The sequence below is a fragment of the Amycolatopsis vastitatis genome (genome assembly GCF_002234595.1).
GTDB classification, from domain to species: domain Bacteria; phylum Actinomycetota; class Actinomycetes; order Mycobacteriales; family Pseudonocardiaceae; genus Amycolatopsis; species Amycolatopsis vastitatis.
The window spans coordinates 1-7,226 of record NZ_NMUL01000102.1 but is presented as its reverse complement, the minus strand read 5'-3'; the positions used below and the strand labels follow the sequence as shown (position 1 = coordinate 7,226).

Below are 7,226 nucleotides of genomic sequence, written 5' to 3'. Positions count from 1 at the left end.
TGTGAACGGGACCCGCGGCGAGCCGGGCGTGTGTTGGCCCGCCTCGATGATGTGGTCCGGGCGATGCACGGCAATCGGCGCGATCGATACGGTCGCCCGGGCACTGACCGGACCGGCGGCGCCGATCCGGTGGAGCAGATCGTGCTGCGCCGCGCGCTGGGCCATCTCGCCGAGGCCGCGGCTCGCGTCGATCGGATCGCGGCGGTCGAACACTGCCTCCTGGACCTTCTCCACGAGCGACACGCCGCTGTGGTTCCCTGTGCCGAGTACGGGTTTGTCCACGGCGAGCATCTGCAGTCCGCCGTCGACGCCGAGCACGCCAACCTGGTGGCTGTTGCGCGCCAGGCGCTTCAAGCCCCCAACCCCGCGCCCGCCCACGGCGTGCGGCTCACGGCCGTGCTCCATCGTCTCTTCGATCTGAGAGGTCATTCGCACGACCTGATCGCCGTGCGCGAAGCCGCCGCCGAGGTCGCCCGCAGACTGGGTGACCGGCACGGGGAGGCCTTCGCCCTCCAGGATGTGGCGTGGATCTCCGTCTCGATCACCGGGCAGCCCGAGCGGGGCATCGCCTGCGGCCGTGCCGCGCTCGACTTGTGGAGGGAACTCGACGAGCCCCGCAACGCGCAAGCCTGCCTGAACATCCTGGGGTACGCGCTGCGGCAATTGGGCCGCCTGGACGAGGCGCTCGAGTGCCTCGAGGAGGCTTCCAGCATCGGCCGCCGCTACGGGCTGGCGTCCACCGAGAACCATTTGGGGTTGGTGCACCAGCGCTTGCGCCGGTTCGGCGAGGCGATTGGTTGCCGCGAGCGCGCGCTCGCGCTCAACAGGGAAGTGGGCGACCGCTCGGGCGAGTCGGTCGCGCTGGCCAACCTCGGCTGGGCCTGGTCCCGTGCAGGCGAACCGGACCAAGCCGTCGGCTGGTTCCAGCGCGGTGCGTCGAAGGCGCATGACACCGGCGACCGCTATCAGGAAGCCGAGGCGCTGTGGGGCCTCGGCGAGGTTCACCACCTGGTGGGCAACCACGACCAGGCACGCGCCTGCTGGCACCGGTCGATCACGATCCTCCGCGAGATCGGCGCCATCACCGGCGACCACGTCGCCCGATTGCTCCGGCAGCCCGTTCCGGACACACCGGAGATCATCCTGCGCAACACCTGATTGCGCCCGTGACCTGCCCCGTCAAGCTTTCGCAAGGGTTCCGCCAGCCGCGCCGGTTAGCGTCTCGGTGGGTGGGCGCATCGGCCGCCGGAAGCTTTTCTGTCCCGGCTGCGACAGGCGGGGATCGGCATCGAGCGCAGTTCCGGTGGCTATCTGATCACGGCCGATCCGGTGCGGTGCACGGTGGTGCCTGGGGATCAGTCGTTGCCGGTGTCCGTGTCTGCGTCGACGTCTGTTGTTTCCGGGGGATGGGGGTGAATCATGGAAGTGTTCAGCACGGCGGAGGTCCCACTCGGGGAGCGGTTCGGCTTCTGGTGTGATCCTCTGTGAAGAACCAATGTAAGGCGTCGCTGAACGTCGTCCTAACTGGAGGAAGCAAATGAAGTACCTGAAAAGGCTGGCGATACTGACCTTGTCGGTAATCACCGTGATGTCGATGAGCATTCCCGCAAACGCTGCATCCAACACCGAGACGCGGACGGTGGTGCTGGGACCCGATGGAACAGTTTCAGCTTCGGCTGCCTATCCTTGTCCTCCGGGCCTAAACCCGGCGGGATACATCAGCAATGAGACCGGTATCGGGCAAGGTGTAATAAACATCTGCAACGGGAACGAACTCTACGACGCGATTTTGCCGGCCCACCGGCGCACGGACACGTATTTCGGGTGGGGCACGGCCCAGGGCTTCTATGTCGGCCCCGGGGGTTGCGTCCAGCTTTTCTTCTTCAACGGCACCGATTGGCAGAAAGCTGTGCGTGATAATATCTCCAACAATGTGAGGTACGTGCTCGGCAACGACCCCCGCCAGAGCTTCGATAGATGGGCGCTCCGCAACTGCTGATTCGTGCGCACACCTTCCGTTCGAGGGCTGAAGATGGCCCTTCCTGGCGACGCTGGGAGGGGCCATCGGCGCGCAAGGTTCCCCGTGGCACGGCCGAGTCCAGGCCGTCACGGGAGGACGGCGTCGAGGTGGCCGCCGTCGACACGGACCGCGCGCCTCCTGTTGTGGCCAATGTGAGCGGTAACTGAGGTGGGCGACCAGTGCGGCACCGCCCGCCGAGCGCACCAGCGCGGCTGGCCGTCCCAGCAGGGGACGCCACGCAACTCCCAGCGTGGCGCCATCGAGATCCGCCGTACCGAGGTCAGCCAGCAACTCGTGACCGAACAGCCAGTCACGGCTAGCCAGCCAGAAAGCGCACGTCTCCAACTCGGCGAGGGGCGGCTCGCTGCACACCTCGTACCGCCAGCCGTGTGACCGCACCACATGCTCAGTCCAGGTGAAGGTGTGCGCGTTGTCCGGCCTGCTCACTCAATGCAGCGGCTTGACGTCCACCATCAGAGGGCTGTTCCAAGATCATTGGTGCGCCGCGAGGCGCTGTTTCATCCGGATGGAGGTGAAAGACCTTCGTCGCCTGGCCGTCGTAGCGGTTGGGTGAAGTGGGCGGCAGCCTGATCCACGGGACGGTGGGGAGGGTGGGAGCAGCCGTGACGAAGTCGGGTCGGCCCTGGACTGCCGGATGGGCCGGGCCCGGTGAACGAGACGGGAAGGCATACGTGAGGAACCGGTGTTGAGGCCCCTTAACGTTGGGACCAGCTCAAACTCGGCGGATACGGGCTGGGATGCCGTGAGTGCTCTGGAGTAGCCGTGACGATGCCGCAACCTGCCCGAGTGCTGGCTGCTGGCCGAGTGGCCACCCGGCGAACCCGAACCCACCGACTACTGGCTCTCCACCCTGCCCGCCGACACCCGGCTGCGGGATCTGGTGCGGCTGGCCAAAATCCGCCGGCGCATCGAACACCACTACCGCGAACTCAAAGACCGCCTCGGCCTCGACCACTTCGAAGGCCGATCCTGGATCGGCTGGCACCGCCACGTCACCCTCGCCGCCGTGGCCCAAGCCATCTGTACCCAGCTCCGCCGCACCCCAAAAGCCCCTGCGCAGGCCTGAGTCTCTACGCAGTCCTGCGCGAACTCCAGGCCCTGCTCGCGGTCTGGACCGGCGTCTGCCACACCTGCCGACAACCCGTCCCAACCCGGACCCCACAACAGAAACCCCAGCTCAACACCACCCAACAAAGCACTACTAGTCACTCTCGGCGGCATGAGCGGATGTCTGATCGGTGCTCGTGCACGTCCCATATTCGTGAGGTCGTGCGCATGAGGTGCGGCGAGTTTCCATGAATCATGTGTGGGTCACGTATTCGCGGGCGAGGTGGTCGTGCATTTTGGCGTGTCGGAACTGATAGACCGGCCCGGCCTCGCGGAGTATGCCGAGCCGGTGGGCGTCGTCGAGGAAGCTCAGTAGACGTACTGGAACCCGGCGCTGGGCGCGGAAGGTGGCTGCGGTGATGAGGTATCGCCCGCTGGGTTGGTGGAGTCCGGCGCCGAGCGCGATTCCGAGGGCGTACATGACTCCGTTCAGCAGTCCGAAGGTGAGGGTGAGGAGGGGGCCGCCGGAGAGGCCGTAGGCGAGGCCGTAGGAGCGGCCGGTCCCGATGGTCATTGCGTCCAGTACACCGAACGCGACCGCGGCGGCGGCTCCGGCGGCGAGCGATTTGAGGCACAGCAGTTGCAGGTCATGGTGGAAGATGATGATGGGGGTTTGCGGGCGCTCATCGCTGAGTGGAGTTTCGGCCCAGTCAATCAGCCCGGCCGCGAGTACGGTCGCGAGACCGACGACGGCGCCGAACACCAGCCCGGTCTCGAGGCCGTCGGTGCTGGCGTGGATGAACTCGTTCGAGAGTCCCGTCGCGAGCCCGACCGCGATCCCGGGGATGAGTCTGATCCCGAGTGTCAGCACCGGCCGTTTTTCGTCCCAGCCTGTGAGCTTTCGGGCGAGCAGCCGGGTTCGCCCACGTAGGCGCAGATCGACATAGGCCGGTCGTTGATCTGCCGGGTGACCGACATCGTCGAGTGCCAGCAGGACGGCGGCGATGGTCGTGACCCCACCCGGGATCGTGATGATCAGCCCGGTCTCGGGCTGGTGTTCGATGAACGCCGACAGGCCGGCGACCAGGAAGTTCAGGCCGAGCACGAGTCCGAGCCCCAGCCCGACCGTGAGGCTCCGGGTGAGTCCGACCACGGAACCGAACACGAGCGCGGCCGGCACGACCGCGAGACTGCTCGCGGGCCCTACGGTGAACAGGGTGTAGAGCCCGGCCACGAGCCCCAGCGCGAGCCCGGCGACGGAGCCGCAGACGAGCGCGACCAAGCGGGGCGCGGCGCGGCGGAGCTGCCACCAGGCGAGGTCGCGGCTGCCGATGGCGGTCAGATGGTGGGCGAGGAACGCCAGCGACCTCTTGGCTTCGGCTGGATCCCAGGCACGTCGGGGACGGAACGGGTGTTCGTCGCCTTTCCCGTGGGGCGGGTTGGCACGGATGAGGTCCTCGACCAGGTGGTCGAGGAGGTGCTCGGTGATCGAGTCGGCGGTGGGGAAGCGGCTGATGTCGCACAGTTCGGCGGGACTGGTCCGGGTCTCGACGTAGACCTTGCGCAGCAGCCACAGCGTCAACGGAGTGGACAGCGCCTGGGTGACGGGAGTCTGCCGGTCGCCGTTGACCGAGGCGAGCAGGCCCCGCCAGTCGCTGAGGGTCCGCGGTGGCAGGCAACCTTCGACGTAGGCGGCGGCGTCGGCGGGCACGAGGGGACCAGGTTCGATGACCGCCCCAGCGGTAAGCACGTCCCCTCCCGGCGACACCACGGCCGCCTCGTATTCCGCTGTCCGGCAGGTGAGGACGAGAGGGTCGGTGGCTACTTCGTTCAGGCGGAGAATGATCTTGGGACGGATCTGTGCCGGTAGCTCGTCCAGGCCGTCCAAGATCGGCAGGATCCGGTGCTGAGTCACCAGAGATTGCGCAGCGTCCGGGCCGAAGGCGGTGGCCCGCAACGCGGGGTAGTCCTCATCGAGCCGTCGGGACATCCATTCGTACAGGGACTCGGCGTCAGGGCGCCAACTGGACATCGACAACAGAACGGGAACCGGGTCGTGCGGCTCTGGGTGCTCCAGCAGTTCGCGGACCAGCAGCACGGCCAGCGTGGTCTTGCCCATCCCCGGCTCCCCGACGATTACCAGCCGGCGCCGTGTCAACCTGCGGAATTCCGTGGCCATGTCGCCGATGCGATCGGTTCGGCCGGTAAATCGAGGCCGCCCTCGACGGATCAGCGACCGCAGCGGATTCGTCCTGGCGATGTGCTCGGCGCGGTCCACTACGTCGAGCTCGGTGAAGTGCCACCGCACCGCGAGCGGGCCCGGGTCGTCCAGCTGGCGGACGATGATCTCCGTCTGCCACTGTCTCGACACCAGTCCGGCCAGCTGCCGTCGGGCCGCGTCGACCTGCTCGGGAGTCGAGGTGGTCGCGGGAACGGATGGGGGCCGACGCGCCCACATGATCAATCCCACGACGAGCGGTGTCAACCCGGCGATGAGCGCACCGATCGTGGCTGCCGACGCCAGCCCGTTCGAGGAACGCAAGGCGAAGACGAGCACAGCACACCCGGTCACAAGTGCGGCCACGGCCGATGCCCACCGTCTCCATCCCGTCATACCTTTGATTCTGACCACACATGACTATCGATGTAAGACCCATTGTGGCAAACGGCGTCAAGGAACCACCATTTGCCACAAGCGAGGACCGTCTCGAGTCAGCGGTCACGGGCCGTGTGTTGACGGCGGTCCAAGCCGCCCTTGGCTACTTCATCTGACGAACAGCAAGGACAACCCCTTATCCGCGCTGGAGCACAGAATCAAACAGAACGCGGCACGGACGGGAGAACCGTGGGCAGACCCCCTCGTCGGCATGAGCGCGCACTCAGGGGGAGCTCGAGTTCGCTGGCCGAGCGGTGTCAACGGCGAGCGAGCAAGGGCGATTGGGGCTGCGACTTGTCGACCCCGGTTACGCGCGGCCCATCCAGGTGGCCAGGTCGACCTCGTTGCCCTCGGCGTCGGCCAGCGCCCACCATGCGGGTGCGTTCCGGTCGCTCAGGAGGCGTCCGCCGGCGGCGATCGCCGCCGCAACTCGGGCCTTGGCCTGCTGGAACCACAGTGCCGGCCCCCGGCGATGCGGATCGAGCAGGTCCTCGTCACCGACCTGCTCGTACCCGAGCACGGCCCGCCAGAACGGCATCACCTTCTCGGTGACGAGAGCGTCGATGGAGATCTGAACGGTCTGCACACCGGCCGGGTCGGCAGGCAGGTCCAACTCGCGCGCCGCGGACGAGATCTGCCGGGCAAGTTCGACGTCGCGCTCGCTCTGGCCCCCGAAACCCACCGGCGGCAGGCACACCGTCACGCCTGACGGCCGCAGGTCGAGGTCTGGGTGAGGGCCCGCGGCGCCGGTCAGCCTGCCGATCGCGTCCACCAGAGCGACGCCCGCCGTGAACGATTCGGTGCGGAAGTGTGCGCACGCCCCGGAGAACAGCACCTTCCAGTCATCGACGCCCTCGGCCTCGTGAAACTGCTGCGGCGAGATCCGTTCGCTCATCCACCCAGGCTATCCGGATCGCCTCAGCGGACGTCCGCTCTTCGGCGTGACAGGACGTTTGCCGTGGGAGAGTGTTTCTCATGGCAGCGGGATTAGGCAGGGGCGTGAGGTGGTGCTGGAGACGGATCGCTTGGTGGTGAGGCCATGGCGAGTGGCCGAGGCTGTCGTCCGGCGTGAGCTGTGGACCGAACGTGATCCACGAGTGCCGCCCCATCGTCGGATCAACGCGGACGGGCACCCGACGGTCGCCGAATTGGCGGATGCGATCCGCGCCGCCCGGCCGTCGTCAGTGGGGTTGCTAAGGGATGTCTCGTAATTCATCGTGCGGTTGGTGGCGCTGGTTGCGGCGGGCGCGCAGCACCCTGACCTTGCGGCGGTTGCCGCTGGTGCTCCATGGAGCACCAGCGGCGGCGGCCCGGGCGTGAGGCGTCGACGTAGATGAGGTGACAGTCCTCGGCGGCGCAGGTGCGGATGCGGTGTGCGAAGGGACCGGCCAGCAACTCGACGGCGTCTCGGGCGACGGTGGCCGCCAGGTGCGTGCCGGTGACCATTCCTTCGTCGTCACGCACGAAGGACCTCGTGCGGCT

Annotated in this window: 6 protein-coding genes and 1 pseudogene; 3 read left to right on the top strand and 4 right to left on the bottom strand. The window is 67.3% G+C overall.

What is annotated here, in order from left to right; translation table 11 throughout:
* Window positions 1-429: hypothetical protein (locus CF165_RS52390; RefSeq protein WP_205661250.1), on the bottom strand; the 429-nt coding region annotated here is incomplete at its 3' end.
* Between the two features lie 18 nt (window positions 430-447).
* Between CF165_RS52390 and CF165_RS52385 the strand changes: the two genes are divergently transcribed.
* The 3 genes and pseudogenes from CF165_RS52385 to CF165_RS49450 all read left to right on the top strand — a co-directional run.
* Window positions 448-1,158, top strand: a complete 711-nt coding sequence (locus CF165_RS52385) for a tetratricopeptide repeat protein (protein WP_205661249.1) — start codon at window positions 448-450, stop codon at window positions 1,156-1,158.
* Between the two features lie 379 nt (window positions 1,159-1,537).
* Complete coding sequence (locus CF165_RS50990; RefSeq protein WP_143268961.1) at window positions 1,538-1,999, top strand: hypothetical protein; 462 nt, start codon at window positions 1,538-1,540, stop codon at window positions 1,997-1,999.
* 820 nt (window positions 2,000-2,819) lie between these two features.
* A pseudogene (locus CF165_RS49450) lies at window positions 2,820-3,107 on the top strand (transposase); the annotation flags it as partial.
* 234 nt (window positions 3,108-3,341) lie between these two features.
* On the opposite strand, the gene CF165_RS49445 reads toward CF165_RS49450, so the two are convergent.
* From CF165_RS49445 to CF165_RS49430, 3 genes are all read right to left on the bottom strand, one after another.
* A complete protein-coding gene (locus CF165_RS49445; protein ID WP_240522218.1) occupies window positions 3,342-5,645 on the bottom strand; it encodes an NACHT domain-containing protein in 2,304 nt (767 codons plus the stop codon).
* Window positions 5,646-6,051: 406 nt separating this feature from the next.
* Window positions 6,052-6,639, bottom strand: coding sequence for a 4a-hydroxytetrahydrobiopterin dehydratase (locus tag CF165_RS49440; protein WP_093954527.1), 588 nt, complete (start codon window positions 6,637-6,639; stop codon window positions 6,052-6,054).
* 317 nt (window positions 6,640-6,956) lie between these two features.
* Window positions 6,957-7,190 carry a CGNR zinc finger domain-containing protein gene (locus tag CF165_RS49430; RefSeq protein ID WP_338023753.1) on the bottom strand — a complete coding sequence of 78 codons (234 nt, stop codon included), beginning with the start codon at window positions 7,188-7,190 and terminating at the stop codon, window positions 6,957-6,959.
* Between the last annotated feature and the right edge of the window lie 36 nt (window positions 7,191-7,226).

Bases quoted from the DNA above. Each gene is read 5' to 3' on its own strand.
- CF165_RS50990 (WP_143268961.1), top strand. From the start codon at position 1,538: ATGAAGTACCTGAAAAGGCTGGCGATACTGACCTTGTCGGTAATCACC.
- CF165_RS49440 (WP_093954527.1), bottom strand. From the start codon at position 6,639: ATGAGCGAACGGATCTCGCCGCAGCAGTTTCACGAGGCCGAGGGCGTC.
- CF165_RS49430 (WP_338023753.1), bottom strand. From the start codon at position 7,190: ATGGTCACCGGCACGCACCTGGCGGCCACCGTCGCCCGAGACGCCGTC.